This window comes from Natranaerobius thermophilus JW/NM-WN-LF (assembly GCF_000020005.1).
Classification (GTDB): Bacteria; Bacillota; Natranaerobiia; order Natranaerobiales; family Natranaerobiaceae; genus Natranaerobius; species Natranaerobius thermophilus.
In genome coordinates this window covers 1,356,412-1,378,380 of the sequence record NC_010718.1, presented here as the reverse complement: position 1 = coordinate 1,378,380, position 21,969 = coordinate 1,356,412, and the positions used below count along the sequence as shown (strand labels likewise).

The following is a 21,969-nucleotide window of genomic DNA, read 5'->3' as shown; positions in this document are numbered from 1 at the left end:
TCTAATGGACTTGTCAGATTAAGGATTCTAAGATCTTACATATTTCTGTAGCCGCAGTTGGATAACTTATCTCTTTGGTAGCTCTTTGCATATCAAAAAGTACCTCTTCATCATTAATAATAGAAGATATTGATTTAATAACTTCTTGTTCATTTAGCGAGTCTTCAGTGAGAACTTTAGCAGCCCCTCGTTCTCCTAAAATTTTAGCATTTACTCTTTGGTGGTCATTGGTGACATTTGGTGACGGTATTAATATTGAAGGAGTCTCGGCTGCTGTAAGTTCGGCAAGGGTAGTAGCTCCAGCCCTACTTATAACCAAATCAGCACAGCTGATGGCAGCCGGCAAATCAGATAGATATGCATGAAGTTTAAGACGATCTTGATAAGAGTTATCTACATATTCTAGTATCTGGGACCTAATTGATTCGTAGTAATTATTACCCGTTACATAGATAATTTGTATGGGAAATTTGGAAATAAGTTCAGGTATAATATTGATCATAGTTTCATTTATTTTTTGTGCCCCTCTACTTCCGCTAACAATCAGTAAAGTTTTAAGATCAGATCTCAAGTTCAGATGCTTATTCACACTAGAAAAATCTCGACTGGTTATTTCTTGAGCTCTAGGATTACCTGTTGTAATAATTTTTTTTGCTTTTGTCATATAGTTTTTTGATTCTGGAAAGCTAACACAGGTATAATCGGCAAATCTAGACAAAAATTTATTGGTGATACCTGGAATCACGTTTTGTTCATGAAGTACTGTAGGAATCTTCATTAAACTGGCTGCCATAAGAACAGGACCGCAAACATAACCACCGGTCCCAATTACCACATCAGGGGTAAAATTTTTTATCAATCTGTAAGATTGATAAAGCCCTTTTAAAAAATCTCGTAAAAAATACACCTGTTCTAAATTAATCTTACGTTGAAGGCCTCTCACTGTAATAGCTGCAAAATCAATACCTCTATTAGGTATTATTTCTTGCTCCATACCTTTGGAGGTGCCTACATAAAGTATGTCAACTATTTGATTGCGCTCTTTGAGTTCATTTATTACAGCAAGGGCCGGGTAGATATGACCACCCGTGCCCCCACCAGTTACCAATACTTTCATAACAGACCTCCTGACTTGGTACTGCACATTAGTGTTATATTAATACTGTCGAGTTGTTAAATTTGATTATGTTTAGAAATATTAAGGAGGATTCCAATTGAACTTAAGGTAAATAGTAAAGACGACCCTCCTGCGCTAATTAAAGGTAAGTTAATTCCTGTAACAGGCATTGAAGCCGTTACAACTCCAATATTCATAAAAGCCTGTAAGCCTACCATAGCAGTTATACCTGTAGCCATAAGTGCTCCAAACATATCAGGAGAGTGCATGGCGATTTTAAAACCTCTCCATATAAACACAAAAAACAATATTATCACTAAGCTAGCTCCTAAAAAACCTAGTTCTTCTCCAATAACTGCAAATATAAAATCATTATGGGGTTCAGGTAGATAGAAAAACTTTTGTCGACTTCTACCTAGTCCAGCACCAATTAATCCCCCAGGACCTAAAGCGTATAAGGATTGAATTATTTGATAACCGCTTTCAAGTTGATCTTCCCATGGATCTAAAAAAGACAAAAACCTTTTACGTCGATAATCTTCACTAAAAACCAGGGCTATAGTCGCCGGGACAATTGCACAACCTAAGACTAGCATATGAGAAATTTTCATACCAGCAACAAAAATTATAAGTAAAGCACTACCTGCTACAGCTACAGCCGTTCCCATATCAGGTTGTAATAGTATTAATCCGCAGCTAATACCCATGGCTCCCAGTGCAACCATCAAAGTCCTAATATCTTGGACTGAATTTTTACGACTGGTCAAATATGTGGCTACAAATATCACTAATGCTATTTTAGTAAACTCCGATGGCTGGATCGTCAAACCTGCTATACCCAGCCATCTTTCAGCTCCGTAAACTTGGACCCCGAGACCAGGAATAAATACAGCCAACAAAAGTATAAAGTTTATAATGATAATGGGAGTGGCCAACAATTTCCATTTCCAGTAATTTATTTTGCTAGTTACATACATTCCGATGATGCCTAAAACTGCCCAAAAAGCTTGACGTCTGAGAAAAAAGTAAGTATCGTCTCTTTGAACTTGAGATATGATAGCACTAGAACTAAAAACCATTACCAATCCAAAAGCTACCAATATTAGTGTAACTGCAAAAAGAGTGAAATCGGGAGTTGATTGCTTTTTTTCCATATCATTCACCCCCGAGAGAATAAACAATACTTTTAAAATGATTTCCCCGTTTCTCGAAACTGTCATACATATCCCAGCTGGCACAGGCAGGTGAAAGCAAAACTACATCGCCAGAAATGGCGTCCTGATATGCCCCTGTGACAGCTGTTTCTAAATTATTAACAATATAATATTCAGGATAATATACTTTATCTAGAGCAGAAGCTATTTTTTTATAAGTTTCTCCAAATAAATAAACTTTTTTAACTCCTTTTTCTTTTATAGCCTCCGCAAATTCACTGAAATCAGCCCCTTTATCTTTACCCCCAGCTATTAATATCATGGAATCAAATGAATTGATGGCTTTTAAAGAGGCTTCAACATTGGTTCCCTTAGAATCATTTATAAATTTAACTCCATTTAGTTCTCTCACTAATTCAAGTCTGTGGTCTACTCCACTAAATGCTTTCAAGGTATTTCGAATATTTTCCTCACTTATAGAAAAAGGCAAAGTTGCGGTAGTCGCTGCCAAAACATTCTCCAAATTATGCTCCCCAGGAAGTAAAATATCGTGTTTATGGATTATAGAAGTTTTAGTATCTAAATAATTGATTACTAAGTGATCATCCTCTATAAAAGAGCCTTCAGTCCGCAAACTATTCTTTGAAAAATTTAATTTTCTTCCTTTGCTTTCTCGATTTAAACCAAATGTCGTTTCATCATCCACATTGACAACGGAAAAATCTTTACTGGTCTGATTTTTAAAAATATTCATCTTAGCTCTAATATATGAATCTAGATCACCATGCCAATCTAGGTGATCTGGTGTTATATTCAATATCATTGATACCTTTGGCCTAAAGCCTTTAATAAATTCCAATTGAAAACTAGATACTTCTAAGACTATAAAATCAGTGTCTGTAACTTCACAGGCTATCTGGCTTAAAGGTAATCCCACATTTCCCGCTACATAAATGCTGTAACCACTTGCTTCGAAAAATTCGCCAATTAAATTAGTAGTTGTAGTTTTTCCATTAGTACCAGTTACAGCAATAAGCCGTTCTTCCGGTTTTGTCAATCTGTAATTCAATATTTGATATCCTAGTTCAAGTTCATCTATGACAGGCATACCTAATTCTTTAGCTTTGGTAATAATATTATTGTCCATGGGTATTCCTGGACTTTTGACAAGAATATCAAACTCAGACAGTCTTTCAACGCTTTCTCTTTCATTTAAATAAGGTACATTATGCTCTTCTAGTATGGCAGCTGCATCCCGGATGTCATCGAGGTTTTTTCTATCTGTCACAGCTACCTGACAATCTTCAAAATTACTCAGACCTATAACAGCGCCCTGGCCGCTTTTACCTAATCCAAGTATTAGATATTTGCCTTTATCATCAAACATAGTCTCTCTCCTATCTGAACTTTTGTTTATAAATTAATCACGGAAATAATCCCGATAGCGGCAGTAATCAGAGTAAAAACCCAAAAAACTAATACAACCTTCCATTCACTCCATCCCTTTAATTCAAAGTGATGATGTAGTGGGCTCATCAATAAAATACGATTCCCTGTAGTTTGATAAAATATTACCTGCCCAATCACACTTAAAGTTTCTATTACCAAAGTCAGACCTATTATAACCAGGGCTAACTCGGCTTTGGTTAAAACAGCCATGGAAGCCAATCCACTTCCAAGAGCCAGACTACCTACATCCCCCATAAAAACTTTTGCAGGATGAAGGTTAAATATTAGAAACCCAGCACACGCTCCAATAAAAGCGCTTCCGAATAAAGCGGTTCCAGTTAGATTATGCATATGAGCCAAAATAACAAAAGATGTTAGGCAAATTACTACAACTCCAGTGGCTAAACCATCTAAGCCATCTGTAATATTAACCGCATTAGAGGTACCCAGAATCATCAAAGCAAGAAACAGATAATAACTAAATCCCAAATCTATTTCAAAATTTGTGAAAGGGATTAATAATTCCGTAGAGTGATCAATAGAATTCAGATAAATAGAGAACACAGCTACAACAAGTAACTGGCCAAATATTTTATATCTGCCCTTTAATCCAAGACTTCTTTTTTTAACAACCTTTTGAAAATCATCCATAAATCCAATTAAACCAGTTGCCAAAGTTACAAATAATAATATAAGGATTTCACCGTTCAAAGGTGCGATAATAAGCAGACTTATTAAAGCAGATAGGAGAAAAATCACGCCCCCCATAGTTGGGGTGCCTGATTTTTGATAATGGCTTTTTGGTCCTTGATCTCTAATTTGCTGTCCGAACTTAAGTTTCCTCAATAACGGTATAAAAATGGGTGATAATACTAAACTGATTACAAAAGCTATTAATATTGATGTGTATATTTTTTCCATATTCGATCCTCCTAAGTTTTTAACAACGAATTTACTATCTTTTCCATAGCCATACCTCTAGAACCCTTAACAAGTATTCCATCTCCAGATTTAACTATCTGTAATATCCTTTGAATAGCCTGTTCACGATCAGCAACATGAATGTTTTGATGCTCAGGCATTCCCAACTTATCAGCTGCTTCTTGAGTGGTTTTTGATAGTTCACCAACTGTAATCAAATAATCAAATCCCCTGTTTACAGCCTGTTCACCCACAGTTTTGTGAGCTTTTTCTGTATAATCACCTAATTCGAACATATCTCCTAAAACGGCTATTCTACGGTTGAGTGGTAAATTTGTTAATACATCAAAGGCTGCCAAGGTAGATTGTACATTGGCATTATAAGTATCATCAATAATTATCATGTCTTTATGATACTTTATTTGATTCCTCATTGATGTACCAGTAAAACCTTCAAGTGCACGGATAGATTGAGTCAAATCGAGTCCAAAGACTCTACCAACAGCAATTGCCGCCAAAGCATTACTCAAGTTATGCTTTCCAATTAAAGGTAAGTTTAGCTGCTCACTTTTATCATTACTCATAATTTTCGCATTCGTTTTGTCCTTGTCGACTCTGACATTATAAGCCGATAAATCTCCATCTGTTAAACCATAGTATAAAACTTCACCTGGAACTTTAGACCTCAGTCGTCTAACCCAGTTATCATCGCAATTCAAAATAGCAGTCCCACCAGGCAATAAATTCTCCAACAGTTCACCTTTAGCTTCTGCAATGTTTTCTAAACTGCCCAGCTTCTCTATATGAGACTCGGCAATCCTTGTGATAACACCTACATTAGGTCTTGCCAACTCACATAACCTGGCTATTTCTCCTTGATTGTTCATTCCCATTTCAAGTACAGCAACTTGATGATGTTGAGTTAATTCCAATAACATCAAAGGGAGTCCAATTTCACTATTCAAATTACCGTGGGTTTTTAAAATAGAGTACTTTTCAGCTAAAACACTGGCGATCATATCTTTGGTGGTAGTTTTACCAATACTACCAGTAACAGCTACCACAGAAACGCCAAATTTTTGTCGATGCTTTCTGGCTATTTCTTGCAGGGCCATCAACGTATCATTGACTTTTATTACCAAGGGTGGATGGACTGAATGACGTCGAGACAGTTCAATATCACGATTTACTAGACATCCTCGGGCACCATTATCAATTGCTTCGTCTATAAAATTATGACCATCGGTTTTATCTCCCGGTAAGCATACAAACATATCGCCCTGCTTGACATAACGTGAATCCACACTAAAGCCAGTAATGACAGTATCAGGGTCACCCATAATTATATTTCCCCGACAATTACTAGTAAGTTCATGTCCGGTCCAAACCATACTAATACCCCATTTTTTTCAATTTTTCTCTCGCTATCTCACGATCATCAAAGTTAATAACTTTTCCGTTTATCTCCTGAGTAGCTTCATGTCCTTTACCTGCTATCAAGACAGCATCTCCTTCTCTAGCCCAATTTAGAGATTTTTCTATGGCCTGTGCCCTATCTAATTCAATTTGTATTTTTTCATTATTGTTAACATCACAACCTGATAATATATCTTGCACAATTTTTTGGGGATCTTCTGCTCTAGGATTATCAGAAGTGATAAATATCTTATCACCCAAATCAGAAGCCGCACGACCCATTTTAGGTCTTTTACTTTTATCCCTTTCTCCTCCACAGCCAAATACAACTCCAATTTTTCCCGATACCATTTGACGTAAGGATTGTAGTACTTCCTGCAATGAATCAGTAGTATGAGCAAAATCTACTACTACTGTAAATTCTTGACCTAAGTCAATTCTTTCAAATCTTCCTGGAATATTAATAGGTTGTTCCAGGATTGTTTGAATTTTGGAAGCAGGAATACCCTCAAACAAAGCTACGGTAATTGCTGCAAGCAAATTGTAACAATTGAATTTTCCTATTAAAGGAGTTTTAACAGTGAAATTTCCCCAAGGAGATGTTATTTTTAGCTCCGTAAACGTTTCAGCTGTGTTTATAATTTTACCTTTTACATGTGCATTTTCATCAAAGCCGTGTGTCAAAACTTGTACGGCAGGTTGTTCTAACATGTAGCTGGCATATTTATCATCTAAGTTAATAACAGCTAGTTTAGGTTTATCATTTTTTTCAGGCTTAAGGCCTTGAAAAGAAAATATACGCCCTTTAGTTCTCTTATATTCATCCATATCAGTATGGTAGTCTAAATGTTCAGGTGCCAAATTGGTATACACTGCTATATCTAAATCAACACCGGCAATTCTTAATTGAGATATGGCATGAGAACTAACCTCTAGGGTTACATGACTAGCCCCTGAGTTTTCAATTCTCCCTAATAGTTCATTTAACTCTAAAGGACCTGGGGTTGTAGTTGGCTGCTTTTCCTCTTGGTCATCTATTCTTGCATTGATTGTTCCAATCATGCCAGTTTTCACTTCTTTGCCTTCAGAAAGTAGCTTATCTATTAGATTTACAGTAGTGGTTTTCCCTTTAGTTCCTGTCACACCAGTGACTCGCAAACTATCACCAGGATAGTTGTAGTATTTACTCGCCAAGATGGCAAAAGCTTTTCTAGAGTCTGTCACCAGTATTACCGGAATATCTATCTGGGTTAATAACTTTTTCTGTTCTGATGACAAGCAGTCGTATTGAGCCACTACGGCACTAACACCCTTAGATAATACATCTTCTAAATACTTATGTCCATCATCTTTTGTTCCTTTGATACATGTGAACAATTGGCCTGGTTTAGTAAATCGGGAGTCGTATGACAGGCCGGAAATTTCACCGTCTAATTTGCCAAATACTTTAACTTTTAGTAGTGGTTTTACTAAATCGGCTAATTTGATAATTTCACTCCTCTCCCTGTTATTAATTTCTGTTTTTGATTCATAGTTTAACCTTGTTAATCTATGAAGGTTATTTAATGTCTTACTCTTCATTGAATTCATCGGGAGGTTCGAACTGGACAGTTACGGATGTACCTTTATCTACTTTCGTCCCCTTTTCCGGATTTTGTGTAACAGCAATACCACTGCCTTCTTCTCTCAATTCTAAACCCATCATATTTAAAACTTCTCCCGTTTCTCGCATGCTTCTTCCCCTTAAATCAGGTACCGTTACTGTCTCTTCCTCCCTGTCTTCTGTAGCTTCCAAATATAAAATTAATGAAGATTGTTCAGGAACTTGTTCTCCGGGTTCAGGGATCTGATCTGTGATAGTTTCACCATCGCCTATTAATTCAACCTCTAAGGCAGTTTGATCTATATGTTCCTCAGCCTCTTCAAATTCCATATTTAGAAGATTAGGGACTTCTACATAATTTACCTCTTCTTCAATTTCCCCTGGTTTAGAAGGAGGCACTTCTAAATAGTCCAAGATATCAACCATCATATTTCTAAATACGGGGGCTGCAACTTGACTACCCCAAGCAGGCCCCTCAGTAGGGGTATCTACAGCTACATAAATTAGAATTTCAGGATCATCAGCCGGTGCAAATCCCACAAAGGATACTATTAGTTCTCCAGGGACATACCCACCTTCTGGACCTACCTTTTCCGCTGTCCCCGTTTTGCCAGCAATTTCATAACCATCAATAGCTGCATTTTGGCCACTTCCCTCATTTACTACTCCCCTCATAATTTCTGATACTTCTTGAGAAGTTTTTTCAGAGATGGCGCGACGAACGGTATTAACTTCTTTGTCTTTAACTACATTTCCTTCTTCATCTAAAAATTTATCTGCAATTCTTGGTTCATTAATATAACCACCGTTGGCAATGGCACTTACTGCTACAACTTGCTGTATAGGAGTGACTGAAATCCCCTGACCGAAAGAAGTTGTTGCTAATTCAACTGGACCAACTTGATCAGGTCCAAATAACAATCCCAACGTTTCTCCCGGCAGGTCAATACCTGTTCGAGATCCAAATCCGTACCCTTGAATATAATCAAATAACGTTTCAGTTCCTAAACGCTGACCCAATGTAACAAATCCAGGGTTACAAGAACCATATACAACTTCTGTAAAATCTATAGCACCATGACCATCACCAGTCCAACATCCAATTTCTGCACCAGAGACTTCAATATGTCCGGGACAATAAAAAGCTTCATCGGGATTATATTTCCCTTCCTCTATTGCTGCTGAAAGAGTTACTAGTTTAAAAGTTGATCCAGGTTCAAAAGTATTATTGATTGGAGTTATCCTTCGTAATGATTCATCAAAATCTTTGTATTCACCAGGGTAGTAATCTGGTTTACTGGCCATTCCCAGTATTTCACCAGTATTTGGTTCCATAGCCACTGCCATGGCTCCTTCTGGTTTGTATTCCACCATAGCCCGTTCTAGCTCGCGTTCCATAATATATTGAATCCGACTATCTAAAGTAGTTTGCAATTTCTGACCGTCTTTAGGTGGAACAAATTGTTGGACTCCATGTGGTAATTCTTGTTGTCTTGCATCCGCTTGAAAAATCAGCCATCCTTCTTGACCCTTAAGTTCCTCATCGTATTGGTATTCAATTCCCGCCCAACCTTGATCTACACCAACAAACCCCAATACTTGTGAGGCTAGGCGCCCATGGGGATAATATCGTTCGGTTTCACTAGTAGTTTTAAGACCTGGGTCACCTAGGGCCTTAACTTTCCTAGAGTCTTCTTTATCTAATATCCGCTCGACAATAACCTGTTCCGTATCTTCTGTCAGCTTTTCAAAAAGTTCTTCCTGATCCCTATCTAGAATAGCCGCTAACCTCTCCGAAAGTAACTGGGGGTTTTCTATTTGTTGAGGAATAGCAATCAGACTATCTGCCGTTACACTACCGACTAGTAATTCTCCATTCCGATCTAATATTTCTCCTCGAGGTGAACCTGTGGGGATACTTCTGTTCCATTGCTCCCAAGCCTTTTCATGTAATTCTTCCCCCATAACCAGCTGTATATATCCTAATCTACTAATTAATGAGATCGTAATTAATAGTACAAAGAAAAATATAAGTACAAGTCTCCTTTTAGTCGGTAGGAGATGTTGGCGCTTCTTTGCCACTCCTCACCACTCCCAACTTATTTAGATTCGGGTCGCTTCATTTCTAACTCTTCTTTGGCGTATTGCTCTATTCTCTGATGAGATTTTAATTCCACAATTTTCATTTCCAAATGGTTTTTTTCATTATGTAACTCTTCCAACTCATTTTCAAGTTGTGATATTTGAAAGTTTAGCTGCGCTACAAAGGCAAAATGAGCAACAGTAAGCATCGCTAAAGCAAAGGCACAAAAAGCTACACCAAGAAATTTTATTTTAGCAGTTTTAGGAACAGCAACGGGACGACTACGAGTTTTCTTACGTTCTTGGGGACTTCTTTGGGGTGCGGTTTGTCTATGAGTTTTAGGTATTGCCTCGGCAGTCACTTGATTTTTATACAATATATTCACCCCTTTCAATTGTTAGAACCCAATCGCTCCACTGCTCTTAATTTTGCACTTCTTGCCCTAGGATTAATTTCTATTTCCCCTTGACTTGGCAGTAGAGGTTTTTTTGTTAGTAATTTAACTGTAGCTTCTCCCTTACACTGGCATATCGGCAATTTAGTAGGACAAACGCAGGTTTGAGCTAATTTTTTAAATTCTTGCTTGACTATCCTGTCTTCTAGAGAATGAAATGTAATAACTACAAATCGACCTTTACCCCTTAGTAACCGAATCCCTTCTTGGATGGCCGTTCTTAAACTATCAAGCTCTCCGTTAACATGTATTCTAAGGGCTTGAAATGTCCTTTTTGCCGGATGAGGCCCTGATTTTCTAGCTCCTTTAGGTATTGCAGCCTTAATTACTTTTACTAACTCTTGTGTTGTATTTATCTCCTGATCTTGACGGGCCTGAACAATAAATTGTGCTATTCTCTGTGCCCATTTTTCCTCCCCATATTCTCGGATTATCTCGGCTAATTTTTGCTCTGAATAAGTGTTAACTACTTCGCTAGCTGTTATCTTTTGGCTTTTATCCATTCTCATATCTAAAGGTGCATTTTCTTGATAAGTGAAACCCCTGTCTTTATTATCAAGTTGATAACTAGAAACACCTAAGTCTAGTAAAATTCCGTCCACATAATGAATACCAATTCTTTCACAGATATGTTTTATATTTACAAAATTGTCATTAAAAACTTTAGCTTTATTTCCATAAGCCTCTAACAGAGATTTTCCCGCTTCATAAGCATCTGGATCTTGGTCAATACCAACTAGAATGCCTTCAGGAGGTAAACTATTAATAATTCTTAATGAGTGGCCAGCTCCTCCCATGGTTCCATCAACAATAACTTGAGCCGACTCAGGTTTTAATAATTCTATTGTTTTTTCAATCATAACCGGTTCATGATTAAAATTCATTGTATATCACCTTTCTTGTTTTATCCTTTAATGTCAGGCTATATATCAAAATCCACAATCTCTTCGGCAATATTTTCAAAGGAACTTTCAGCTTGTTGCTGATAGTTATCCCATTTCTCCTGACTCCAAATCTCAACTCGATTGGATACTCCAATTATCACTACATCTTTTTGTAAAGCTGCGTAGTCTCTTAAATTACTTGGTAAGCTTATTCTCCCCTGTTTATCAAGTTCACACTCACTTGCTCCTGATAGGAAGAATCTGCTAAAAGCTCGTGCATCGGATTTAGTTAGGGGGAGTTGACGTATTTTTTCTTCTAAAACCTTCCATTCGTTCATGGGGTAAACAAAAATACAGTTATCTAAACCTCGTGTAGCCACGAAATTGTCTCCTAGGCCTTTTCGAAACTTGGCTGGTACAATTACTCTGCCTTTGCTATCCAGGCTATGCCTAAATTCCCCCATGAACATACTTATCCACCACTTTCATCCATTATTTAACCACTTTCTACCACTTTCCCCCACTTATATTTTTCGTGCCTTATTTAAATATTCCTTCATAAAACTTCAAAAAAAATAAAAAAAGCGAGGTCTATAACCTCGCTTAAATACTTAACAGTTTATTTTGTTTTAATTTTCAGACTAATAATTTTTTGACTTGGTTCATCTGTTCAGAACTGATCAATTTCCCCTGACACTTAGGGCAGTCTGAATTTTCAGCCTTTTTTTCACCTAATCCTTGGAAACCGCAGGTCAAGCACAGAAATTCAATTAAACTTAGTTTCTGATCCAAAAGATCGCCTCCCATCCATGGATTGGCTTTCAAATAATTTTATCAGTTTAGGGGGAGAAACGTAATGTTAATTTTCTGAATTTTTTTGATACACTTAAACCCTTTAAGTACATACGTTAAATTAATTGCTGTATTTGGCAATTAATTCAGTTAATTCTTTAATTGCTCGTTCCCGTTCTTCTTCGTCCTGAGGTAAATCGATACACTTCCGTAAATGTTCTTCCAAAACCAATTTTCCTACATTATTAACAGCTGATCTAACTGCTGAAACTTGCATCAAAATATCTGAACAATATTTTTCTTCTTCTACCATCTTTTGAAGACCTTTTATTTGACCTTCTATCCTACGTAATCGATTTATCAAGGCCTCTTTTTCACTCATTTCAAATTACCCCCTAAACGAATACTATATCGACTATCAAGATAAAAGTGAAAGCGCCCCCGCTGTGCCGTGCACTACACGCATGTTTTGAACCTGATTACCTCAGGTGGGTGCCCTCCTGCATGCTTAACATGTCCCTATCAGGGCCTATGCGCCACATGCAGAGTCCAGGCTCCCTTTGTTGTTGCTGTTGGGTCAAAACATAACGGCTATCACGTACACAGTAGGGACGCTTTCAAATCTGCTTATCTATTGCTTTGTTTAATGAAATAATAACATATCTAGACCCAAAAATCAATTATCATTAAACATCCGATTTTACTTCGTGGTTTTCAAGTGCAACTCTTTGAGCTGGTTTTCATCAACTTTTGCAGGAGCCTCAGTCATTAGGCAACTTGCGTTAGCAGTTTTTGGAAATGCTATCACATCTCTGATACTTTGAGAGCCAGTAAACAACATTACTAATCGATCAAGTCCAAAAGCAATTCCGCCATGGGGTGGTGTTCCATATTCAAAGGCTTCGAACAAGAAACCGAACTTTTGTTTAGCCTCTTCTAGAGGGATTCCTAGAAATTCGAACATTTTCTCCTGTAACTCTTTCTGATGGATTCTCATACTCCCCCCACCGATTTCTACTCCATTCAATACTAGATCATAAGCTTTGGCGCGTATCTTTTCTGGTTCATTCTCATATTTTTCTAAGTCATCTTCATAAGGTGATGTGAATGGATGATGCAATGCTTTATATCTTCCTTCATCTTTATCATATTCCATTAAGGGGAAATCAATTACCCATGTAAGTTGATATTCATTGCTAGGAATAAGATCTAACTTATTAGCCAAATGCTCACGTAATTTTGATAAGGAATCTGCTACTATTTCGGGTTCATCGGCTACAAATAACAGTAAATCACCTGTATTGGCGCCCATTCGATCAATAATTCCGTCTAATTCTTCGTCACTAAAGAATTTAGCTATTGGACTTTTTATTTCTTCTTCCTCTAAAACCATCCATGCTAGCCCTTTCGCACCGAATTCCTTAACAAATTCCGTTAAATCGTCAATTTCTTTTCGACTGAATTCTTGTCCTTGAGGGACGGCAATTCCTTTAACTTGACCTTCGCTAGCCACAGTTTCTCTAAATACTTTAAATTCTGCATCTTTCACCAAATCAGATACATCATGTAATTCTAAACCGTATCTTAAATCAGGGCTATCAGATCCATATCTGTCCATAGCCTCCTGGTATGTTATTCGCGGGAATGGCTTAGTTAACTCAATTCCCAATACTTCTTTAAATAATTTTGATACCATGTTTTCCATTAATTTCATAAACTCTTCTTGTTCGAAAAAAGACATCTCAATATCGATTTGACTAAATTCTGGTTGTCTATCAGCCCTTAAGTCTTCATCTCTAAAACACCGAGCTATTTGGAAATATTTTTCCACTCCTGAAGCCATCAATAATTGTTTAAACAATTGGGGAGATTGAGGCAACGCATAAAATGATCCCTCATGTAACCGGCTAGGAACCAAAAAGTCTCTTGCACCTTCTGGAGTACTTTTAGTCAGCATAGGTGTTTCAACTTCAATAAAACCGTTCTCATCTAAAAAGTCTCTCACAAGTTTAGTGATTTTATGTCTTAAGTAGATATTATTTTGCATTGATGGTCTTCTAAGATCTAAATATCGATACTTTAAGCGTATGTTCTCATCCACATCCACATTTTCATTAATAAAGAAAGGAGGTGTTTTGGAAGTATTTAATACATTAATATCCTCACAGTCTACTTCTATTTCACCTGTCTTCAGATCTGGATTAACATTTTCCGGTGACCTTTCTCTAACAGTACCGGTGATTTCAAGAACATACTCGGATCTAACCGAATCAGCTACTTCTAAAGCTTCAGGATTAGATTCAAAATCACATACCACCTGAACTAAACCCGAATTGTCTCTCATGTCGATAAAAATCAGTTTTCCATGATCACGTCGATTGTCAGCCCATCCCTTAAGGACAACTTTTTTCCCAACTAATTCCCTGGTCAATTCTCCACAGTAATGTGTTCTTTTCATATTACAAACCCCCTATCCTTAATTTGTTTTAACCAGCTATCTCTTTTATCCTTTCTTCAAAGCTCTTTAAAGGAACTTGAAATTGTTCGCCTGCTTCCATATCCTTAATTTGACATGTTTGTTCGTTCAATTCTGCTTCACCAAGGATCAAAGAAAATCTGGCATTTGCCTTATTTGCTCTTTTCATTTGCGCTCTCATACTACGTCGTTCAAAATCCATAACTGCGCTATAACCCTCTTCTCTAACTGTAGCCAACAATTTAAATGCTTCTTGTTTTGCTTCTTCCCCAGTGGCAATAAAATAGAAATCTAATTTTTCTTCTTGATCTAAGTTGATCTCTTTTTGCTCGAGGGCTAATAAAATTCGCTCTAGCCCTACTGCAAAACCTACACCAGGGGTGGGCGGGCCTCCACATTCTTCTACTAAATAATCGTATCTGCCTCCACCCCCTAGGGCATCTTGTGCCCCCAAAGAAGGCATTACTACTTCAAAAGCTGTCTTGGTATAATAATCTAAACCACGAACTAGATGAGGGTCAATCTGGTATGGTAAATTCAAGCTAGTTAAAATTTCTTTAACTTTATCAAAGTGAGTAGCACAATCTTGACATAAATAATTTACTATTAAAGGCACATCTTCACCAATAGCTTCACGACAAGATTTCTTTTTACAATCCAAGACTCTCATGGGATTAGTTTGATACCTTTGATAACAATCCTGACAAATATGATCTATCTTCCCTTCAAAATAATTGCTTAATTCATTTAAGTATTTTTGGCGACATTCTTTACAACCAACACTATTAAGTTTGAGCTCTAATCCCGATAATCCCAGTGCCTCAAAATAGTCTAACAACAGTTTCATTACTTCCACATCTGTTTCTGGTTCTAAACTTCCAAATACTTCAACACCAAATTGGTGGAACTGACGATATCTGCCCGCTTGTGGTCTGTCGTAGCGAAACATAGGGCCAATATAATAATACTTTACAGGTTGAGGCTCGTTAAACAATTTATGTTCTACGTACAGTCTGGCTGCTGGAGCTGTACCCTCTGGCCTTAATGTAAGACTTCTATCTCCCCTATCGGTAAAAGTATACATTTCTTTACTAACTATATCAGAGGTCTCTCCAACACTGCGAGTAAATAGTTCAGTATGTTCAAAAATTGGAAACCTTACTTCATTGAAACCGTACAAGTTTGAGATTTTCTTTGCCGTCTCCTCTAAAGCATGCCACTTGCTACTCTCTTGAGGCAAAATATCTTTAGTTCCCCTTGGAGCTTTCGTCAACATAACAATTCCCCCTTTCAAAATAAAACTAGCATTAATATCTTAATATAAATTCCTGGAATACGATCTTTATTAATCAGCCCAAAACTAAAAAACTCCCGTCTCCGACATAAGCCGAGGACGGGATTTATGCTCCCGCGGTACCACCTCAATTAGCACCTTAAGAAGTACTCACTTTGCTGTAACCCTAGCAGGGATATGGACCTACTCTGAATATCAAATAGATATACTCATAGAAGAAACGTAGTTTCTGTAATCATTTCGATCCAATAGCTCCAGGATGTTGTTCGAAAAGCCCTTTTTAGGGTCCTTCCAGTCTAGGGACCCCTCCCTGTTAAAAAGGTATCTTTTCTACTCTTCCCATCATAGCATTTTTACAATATTTTATTTCTAAATTATTTTATAATATCGCTATCCCGTTGTCAAAGGTTATATTATTTAAGAAAAGGATTTTTTCTTTTCTCATGAGCAATGGTAGTGCTTCCTCCGTGCCCTGGATATACAACAAGATCATCGGAAAGTGTGAACAGCTGTTCTCTTATGGATTTAAGTAATTCATCTTGGTTTCCACCCGGTAAATCACAACGGCCTATCCCTTCAGTAAATAGGGTGTCACCAGAGAACAGATTATTATCAATTTTAATACATATTCCTCCTGGAGTATGACCTGGAGTATTGATTATTTCTCCTTTTAAATTTCCTACTTTTATAGAATCACCGTCATTTAAATGTATATCTGCTGACGGACTAATAATCTCTTTTCCAGTGAACATGGACAAATTAAGTTTGGGGTCAGTTAGCATTGGAGCATCTTTGGGATGAATCCCCAATTCGGCATCAGTGTGTTCTTTTAAATATGAATTAGCCCCAATATGATCGACATGACCATGAGTGTTAATTATCATAGAGGGAGTCATATCTAACTCTTTGATTTGTTGGTGGATTTTTTCACCATTCCCGCCTGGATCAATAATCACTGCTTCACCGGTTTCCTGACAACCGACAATATAACAGTTAGCACCTAATTCACCTACAACTAATTGCTCAATAATCAATGTTTTATCGCCTCCTTCTATCTGTAATCAAAACTTTTTGTTACTATCTAATAAAATAGTCACAGGACCGTCATTTAAAATATCTACTTCCATATGTTCTTTAAAGCTTCCTGTGGCTAATGATAATCCATAATCTTTGCTCACTTTTTCTACAAACTTTTGATATAGCTCATCGGCAATTTCCGGAGAAGCTGCTTTCATAAAATTTGGCCTTCTACCTTTTCGACAATCTCCCAGCAAGGTAAACTGACTAATAACTAATAATTCTCCTCCGATATCATTTACCGATAAGTTCATTTTTCCTTGGTCATCCTCAAAAATTCTTAGATTGACAATTTTATCAACTAAATATTTGATATCGTCTTCCCCATCACCATCTTCAACACCTAGTAGTACATTTAAACCTTGATTAATTTCTCCGACTTTTTCTCCATTAACATTAACGTAAGATTTGCTAACTCTTTGAACCACTGCTCTCATGGTATCTCTCCTTTCATAAAACCACTGCCACTTAATCTAGGGGTTATCCCTTTGTACTTTCAATACATCCTGAATATTCTGTAGTTTGTCAATCACAAATTGTAAGTGTGAGTGATTCTTGATTAATACAGTTAAATTGATTTTTGCAACTTGATTTTTGTCCGTCTTAGCTTCTATAGCAGTCACGGCAATTTTAGAATCGCCCAAGGCTTTCATAATATCTTGAACTATTCTTTGGCGATCTACAGCAAAAACGGAAACGCTAACTTGAAAGTCATTATCTCCACTTTCATCCCAGTGAACTGGTACAGTGCGTTCATTATTCTTAAGCTTATGTTGAGCATTCGGACAGTCATGGCGATGGATAGTGATACCTCTAGTTCGTGTTATAAAACCTACAATATGTTCTCCTGGTAAAGGATGGCAACATTTTGCAAATCTAGTGGCAATATTTTCAAGACCCTGTACGCTTATACTGTCTTTGGTTTTTTTGAGACTTTGATCTTCTTTTAGATACTTGGAGAAGTCCTCTACCTGATCTTCCTCTTCTTCTAACTCTTCCCGATTTGCTTTATAAATACTCTGGTATTTTCCAATAACTTGATTTACTGTAATACCACCATAACCTAAAGCGGCTAAAACATCATCATAACTCTTCATATTAAACTTTTCAGCCACTTCTTCTTGAACTTGTTCATCTTTAATATACTTCTCAGGAAAGATCTTTAAGCGCTTGGCTTCCCTTTCAATCATTTCTCTTCCTCGTTGAATATTTTCATCTCTGCTTTGACGTTTAAACCATTGTTTAATCTTATTTTTAGCCTGAGAGCTTTTAACCAAGTTTAGCCAGTCACGACTCGGGGTGGCATGCTTAGAAGTTAAAATTTCAACTACATCCCCCGTTTGTAACTGATAATCTAGAGAGACCATTCTACCGCTTATTTTAGCTCCAATACAAGTATTACCTATATCGGTATGAATCCTATAAGCAAAATCAATAGGTGTAGAGCCGCTGGGCAAGTCAATCACATCACCTTTAGGAGTAAAGACAAACACTTCATCGGAGAAAAGATCAACTTTTAAGTGCTCCATAAACTCTAAGGCATCACTGGTTTCTTGCTGCCATTCTAGCAACTGTCTAAACCAGGACACTTTTTCAGCAAACTTCTTGTCGTCCGTATTTTCTTTGTATTTCCAGTGAGCTGCAATACCATACTCTGCTGTTTTATGCATATCCCATGTCCTGATTTGTATTTCTACCAGATTCCCTTGTGGACATAACACCGTTGTATGCAAAGATTGATACATATTAGACTTGGGAACTGCAATATAATCCTTAAAACGACCAGGTACGGGCTTCCACATAGTATGGACAGTTCCTAATACTGCATAGCAATCTTTTACATTATTAACGATAATCCTTAGGGCGATTAAATCATAGATTTCATTAAGATCTTTTCCTGTTTTTTTCATTTTAGAATAAATACTATACAAATGCTTGGGTCTTCCATGAATCTCACCATCTATGCCCATTTCTTTTAATTTATCCCGAAGGTCAACCTTTATTTTTTTAATATATTCTTCTCTTTCCATTCTCTTCTGTACAATTCTATCCGCTAAATAATAATACTGTTCAGGTTCTATATATCGAAATGCCAGGTCTTCCAATTCCCATTTAATTTTATATATACCTAAACGATTGGCAAGGGGAGCATAAATTTCCATAGTTTCTTTAGCAATTTCTTTTTGTTTTCGTTCTGGAAGATAATTTAGAGTTCTCATATTATGAGTTCTATCAGCTAATTTTATTAGAATAACTCTAATATCATTTGCCATGGCAAAGAACATTTTTCTTAAATTTTCTGCCTGATGTTCTTCTTTAGTTTTAAAATTCAATCTGCTAAGCTTTGTTACCCCATCTACTAGCAAAGTAATTTCATCACCGAACAGTTCCTCCAACTCTTCTCTAGTAGCAGGAGTGTCCTCCATGACATCGTGCAGTAAACCTGCACTAATGGTATCTAGATCCAACTCTAAATCCGCTAGCACTAGGGCAACTTCAATGGGATGAACTATATATTCCTCACCTGAAACTCGTTTTTGATCATTATGATAGCTCCTGGCAAACTCAAAGGCTCTATCCAGTTGTTCTAAATCTGTGTCAAGAGGGTAGTATGATTTTATTTTTTCTTTTAAACTGAAAAACAACTGTTCGGCATCTAACAATGTTTTCATCTCCCCACCTTTATATTAGTAAGTACCTAACTCTTTAATATACTCGGGCGAAATATTATGATTATATAATAACATGTATAATTTGGAATAACTTCCTTTTAAAAAGCATTCTTCCCAGAAAATCAAATTAGTAAGTCTATTATGCTCTTCACCGTAAATTAGTGAGCTCTCAAGTTCTGTAGTAATATCCTCTTGATAGTTGATCAGTTTTGTATTTATTGGAACATAATCATGGTAAGAATCGGTGTATTCAATAATCTTTAATTCCTTAAAAATATCCATAATTTTGTTGATCAATCGATTTGTAACAGGATAAGAAATTTTATCTTCAAGTTTATTCTGTAACTCTTTTTTGGATATAAAATCAGTTTCAGTTTGTTTGTACTGTTCTTTTAACAACTGATAAGCTATTTGCAGATTATTTTCACTTGGAATTGTCGCATACCACATTTTGTTATTACTTGCTTTATCCTGTGAATTGTAAAGAAGATATAAGTATTCAGGATTTACATTAACAATCCAATTTCGAACTTGATAGGGGTCATATGGTAAATCATAAATCACTAGAACCACATTATCTGTATCTAAATCTGCACGATCATGTTCCGTTATTCTTGCAACTTGGCATTGAGGGTATTGGCTTTGTAAATGTAGCCGTTTTTGTTTGTTATTTACGAGAATAACTGTACTATACTTTTCATTTAGCAAATTTTTGATAGTTTTTCCCTTGGAATAATTGCGACAGTCTCTTAAAATATTTGCTTGGTTGTCAGGAAGCTGCATATCACATAATTGCAAGCTCAAATGTCCTTTACTTGATTTGGATTTAAAAGTAGATATCTTAGGAATAAAAGCTGCTTGAACAGGCATACCTGTTTTAATATTTTTTTCTTTAGCTTTTTCTGCTCCTTTAAACCAAATACCGTCAAGTACACCCATATTATTTTTAAATTTTATTTGCAAGTGTTCAGAGCTTTTACCCACTTCTCTAGTAGAAGCGACTTGAATATGTCCACAGCCAATGACGGGTTGAGGATTACCCATGCCAAAAGGCTCTAATTGGGAAATTTCTTCTGCTAGTTCCCTAGTTAAAGCTTCCTCGGGAATTTCCATATCTATATCAATAGACGGCAATAAGTCATCTTCTGAAAGCCACTTTTGAGCCAGATGATTCATCTGTTTAATAAACTCATCTAGATGAGCCGATTCTAATTTTAAACCGGCTGCCAGTTCATGTCCTCCGTATTTTATCAATAAATTATCACAGCTTTTTAAAGCTTCTGCCATGTTAAAACCTGAAATACTTCTACAGGAACCCTTTAACTTGCCGGGTTCATCGTCCCTTGTCAACACTATTACGGGGCGATAATATTTTTCAAGTAATCTAGAGGCGACAATTCCTACTACCCCTTCATGCCAATTTTCGCTCCAAACAACTAAAACAGGTCCACGAGCAAGCAAATTATTGCGATTAATCATCTCGTCTGCTTCTTTAGTAATCTTTTGTTCAACCTTTTGCCTCTCTCTATTTTCTTTATCAAGTTTTTTTGCAAGTTCACGCGCAGCAGATTCTGAACTCTCTGTTAGGAGTTGTACAGCTTCATCCGCGGATGCCAATCTACCTGCAGCATTTATCCTGGGACCGATAACGAATCCGACCTGTCCTGCTTTAACTTCTCCGTATTCAAGTCCTAATAAATCCATAAGAGCTTTCATTCCAGGTCTTCTTTCATCAATATATTGTAATCCCTTTGATACAAAAATCCTGTTTTCACTAGTTAAAGGCACTAAATCAGCAATTGTGCCAATAGTGACCAAGTCCAGATACTGCTTCAACAGTTCATTAAAATCATAGTGAGTTTCTATTTGTTCAGCTAGAGCACTCACTAGTTTAAATGCTACACCCACTCCTGCCAGATATTTAAAGGGATAGTTTGTAGTGTGGATTTTAGGATTAATAACTGCGTGGGCAGAAGGCAAATCACCAAGTTGTTCGTGATGGTCAGTAACTATCACCTTTTTGCCAAGACGATTGAGTTCTTCGATCTCTTGAATTGAATTGATTCCGCAATCCACGGTGATAATTAATTTGCATTGAGGAAATCTTTCCAATACGGAATTAACACCTGCATTGGTTAAACCATAACCATCTTTGAAACGATCGGGAATGTAATAATATATATTATCAAACTTAGTAGATAGATATTCGTATAATAAAGCCGTGGCTGTCACACCGTCTGCATCGTAATCTCCATAAATTAATATCGGCTCATTGGATTTTATAATTTTATCAATCAATTCAACAGCCTGTTTCATATCAGGTAACAACCAGGGAGAATGCAAAGAATCAAAAGAGGGATTTAAAAAATCAGCTACCTGTTCGGGGGTAGTAACACCTCTATTGACTAACAATTGAGCTAGGACTGTAGAAATATTACAAGAATTAGCTAATTCTTTAGCTGTCTCCGAATAATCGGTTTTTATATTCCATTTAACTGCCTGTCCATCCATAATAAATCCCCCACACTCATAATTAAACTGTTTAGCTGTTAATCTTTAGATTACAAACTCAAAGGT

At 36.7% G+C, this 21,969-nt stretch carries 18 protein-coding genes, 1 other RNA gene and 1 other annotated feature; all 19 genes read right to left on the bottom strand.

Translation table 11 applies throughout. From position 1 onward, the window contains the following. Positions 1 to 13: 13 nt before the first annotated feature. The 19 genes from murG to recJ all read right to left on the bottom strand — a co-directional run bounded on the left by murG (position 14) and on the right by recJ (position 21,903). The gene (gene murG, locus NTHER_RS06605) at positions 14 to 1,117 is read right to left on the bottom strand and encodes an undecaprenyldiphospho-muramoylpentapeptide beta-N-acetylglucosaminyltransferase (protein ID WP_012447762.1); all 1,104 of its coding nucleotides are present in this window, start codon (positions 1,115 to 1,117) and stop codon (positions 14 to 16) included. A 56-nt stretch (positions 1,118 to 1,173) separates the two neighbouring features. Then, the gene (gene spoVE, locus NTHER_RS06600) at positions 1,174 to 2,271 is read right to left on the bottom strand and encodes a stage V sporulation protein E (protein ID WP_012447761.1); all 1,098 of its coding nucleotides are present in this window, start codon (positions 2,269 to 2,271) and stop codon (positions 1,174 to 1,176) included. 1 nt (position 2,272) lies between these two features. Further along, on the bottom strand, positions 2,273 to 3,658 hold the full coding sequence (gene murD, locus NTHER_RS06595; protein WP_012447760.1) for a UDP-N-acetylmuramoyl-L-alanine--D-glutamate ligase: 1,386 nt from the start codon (positions 3,656 to 3,658) through the stop codon (positions 2,273 to 2,275). Between the two features lie 26 nt (positions 3,659 to 3,684). Beyond that, the gene (gene mraY, locus NTHER_RS06590) at positions 3,685 to 4,641 is read right to left on the bottom strand and encodes a phospho-N-acetylmuramoyl-pentapeptide-transferase (RefSeq protein WP_012447759.1); all 957 of its coding nucleotides are present in this window, start codon (positions 4,639 to 4,641) and stop codon (positions 3,685 to 3,687) included. Between the two features lie 11 nt (positions 4,642 to 4,652). Beyond that, on the bottom strand, positions 4,653 to 6,032 hold the full coding sequence (locus NTHER_RS06585; protein WP_041366965.1) for a UDP-N-acetylmuramoyl-tripeptide--D-alanyl-D-alanine ligase: 1,380 nt from the start codon (positions 6,030 to 6,032) through the stop codon (positions 4,653 to 4,655). A gap of 1 nt (position 6,033) precedes the next feature. Next, the gene (locus tag NTHER_RS06580) at positions 6,034 to 7,638 is read right to left on the bottom strand and encodes a UDP-N-acetylmuramoyl-L-alanyl-D-glutamate--2,6-diaminopimelate ligase (RefSeq protein WP_012447757.1); all 1,605 of its coding nucleotides are present in this window, start codon (positions 7,636 to 7,638) and stop codon (positions 6,034 to 6,036) included. Beyond that, positions 7,628 to 9,742, bottom strand: coding sequence for a PASTA domain-containing penicillin-binding protein (locus tag NTHER_RS06575; protein ID WP_012447756.1), 2,115 nt, complete (start codon positions 9,740 to 9,742; stop codon positions 7,628 to 7,630). The genes NTHER_RS06580 and NTHER_RS06575 overlap by 11 nt, the downstream gene beginning before the upstream one ends. A gap of 17 nt (positions 9,743 to 9,759) precedes the next feature. After that, positions 9,760 to 10,119, bottom strand: a complete 360-nt coding sequence (gene ftsL, locus NTHER_RS06570; protein ID WP_041366963.1) for a cell division protein FtsL — start codon at positions 10,117 to 10,119, stop codon at positions 9,760 to 9,762. 14 nt (positions 10,120 to 10,133) lie between these two features. Continuing rightward, on the bottom strand, positions 10,134 to 11,081 hold the full coding sequence (rsmH, locus tag NTHER_RS06565; RefSeq protein ID WP_012447754.1) for a 16S rRNA (cytosine(1402)-N(4))-methyltransferase RsmH: 948 nt from the start codon (positions 11,079 to 11,081) through the stop codon (positions 10,134 to 10,136). A 38-nt stretch (positions 11,082 to 11,119) separates the two neighbouring features. Then, positions 11,120 to 11,551, bottom strand: a complete 432-nt coding sequence (gene mraZ, locus NTHER_RS06560) for a division/cell wall cluster transcriptional repressor MraZ (protein ID WP_012447753.1) — start codon at positions 11,549 to 11,551, stop codon at positions 11,120 to 11,122. 166 nt (positions 11,552 to 11,717) lie between these two features. Further along, positions 11,718 to 11,873: a hypothetical protein gene (locus NTHER_RS15895; protein WP_012447752.1), complete on the bottom strand. Its 156-nt coding sequence runs from the start codon at positions 11,871 to 11,873 to the stop codon at positions 11,718 to 11,720. Between the two features lie 121 nt (positions 11,874 to 11,994). Further along, positions 11,995 to 12,255: a metal-sensitive transcriptional regulator gene (locus NTHER_RS06555; RefSeq protein ID WP_012447751.1), complete on the bottom strand. Its 261-nt coding sequence runs from the start codon at positions 12,253 to 12,255 to the stop codon at positions 11,995 to 11,997. A 52-nt stretch (positions 12,256 to 12,307) separates the two neighbouring features. After that, positions 12,308 to 12,488: non-coding RNA, 6S RNA (gene ssrS / locus NTHER_RS15595), on the bottom strand. Between the two features lie 85 nt (positions 12,489 to 12,573). Then, entirely contained in the window at positions 12,574 to 14,331 is a 1,758-nt protein-coding gene (aspS, locus tag NTHER_RS06550) for an aspartate--tRNA ligase (protein WP_012447750.1), read from the bottom strand. Positions 14,332 to 14,359: 28 nt separating this feature from the next. After that, positions 14,360 to 15,625, bottom strand: coding sequence for a histidine--tRNA ligase (gene hisS / locus NTHER_RS06545; RefSeq protein WP_012447749.1), 1,266 nt, complete (start codon positions 15,623 to 15,625; stop codon positions 14,360 to 14,362). Between the two features lie 110 nt (positions 15,626 to 15,735). After that, positions 15,736 to 15,998: a binding site (T-box leader), on the bottom strand. A 58-nt stretch (positions 15,999 to 16,056) separates the two neighbouring features. After that, positions 16,057 to 16,677 carry an MBL fold metallo-hydrolase gene (locus tag NTHER_RS06540; protein ID WP_012447748.1) on the bottom strand — a complete coding sequence of 207 codons (621 nt, stop codon included), beginning with the start codon at positions 16,675 to 16,677 and terminating at the stop codon, positions 16,057 to 16,059. A gap of 27 nt (positions 16,678 to 16,704) precedes the next feature. Continuing rightward, positions 16,705 to 17,157, bottom strand: a complete 453-nt coding sequence (gene dtd / locus NTHER_RS06535) for a D-aminoacyl-tRNA deacylase (RefSeq protein WP_012447747.1) — start codon at positions 17,155 to 17,157, stop codon at positions 16,705 to 16,707. Between the two features lie 36 nt (positions 17,158 to 17,193). Continuing rightward, positions 17,194 to 19,392 (bottom strand): RelA/SpoT family protein, encoded by a 2,199-nt coding sequence (locus tag NTHER_RS06530; protein ID WP_052291958.1) that lies wholly within the window; start codon positions 19,390 to 19,392, stop codon positions 17,194 to 17,196. A 15-nt stretch (positions 19,393 to 19,407) separates the two neighbouring features. Next, entirely contained in the window at positions 19,408 to 21,903 is a 2,496-nt protein-coding gene (gene recJ, locus NTHER_RS15200) for a single-stranded-DNA-specific exonuclease RecJ (RefSeq protein ID WP_012447745.1), read from the bottom strand. Positions 21,904 to 21,969 lie beyond the last annotated feature (66 nt).